This is a genomic window from Mycobacterium sp. P2_H7 (assembly GCF_056403275.1).
In genome coordinates, this window is record NZ_JBFUFU010000066.1 from 1 (window position 1) to 405 (window position 405).

Genomic DNA, 405 nt, shown 5'->3' on the forward strand with positions numbered 1-405 from the left:
GGTCGAGGCGACGTGGTGGCCTTCACTGACGACGAAATAGGGGATCTTGTTTTCGCCGGCGGCGGGCGCGGAGCCGATCACGACATGCGAGAACAGTGTACCGAAGACGATGTCGGTCTTGTGCTGGGTGGCGAACTTGCCGACCACTTCGGCGCCGCGGCCGGGGTCGGTGCCGTCATCCTCGATCACCAGTTCAACCGGACGGCCGTTGATGCCGCCGGCATCGTTGATCGCCTTGACCGCGGCCGCACTGGTCTTCTCGTACCAGCGGCCATAGGCGGCGCCGATGCCGGTGCGGTGCGACTGGAAGCCGATCTTGATCGGCGCCGAGCTCTGCGCCTGCGAGTAGCGGACGAAGCCCGGCGCGAGCGTCAGACCGGCGCCTGCGGCGAGACCTTTTAGCGC

The 405-nt window shown here is 66.9% G+C and carries 1 protein-coding gene; it reads right to left on the reverse strand.

Annotated features, from left to right (window positions below):
- On the reverse strand, positions 1-405 hold a 405-nt coding region (locus AC1DY7_RS31370), incomplete at both ends, for an ABC transporter substrate-binding protein (RefSeq protein ID WP_477497660.1).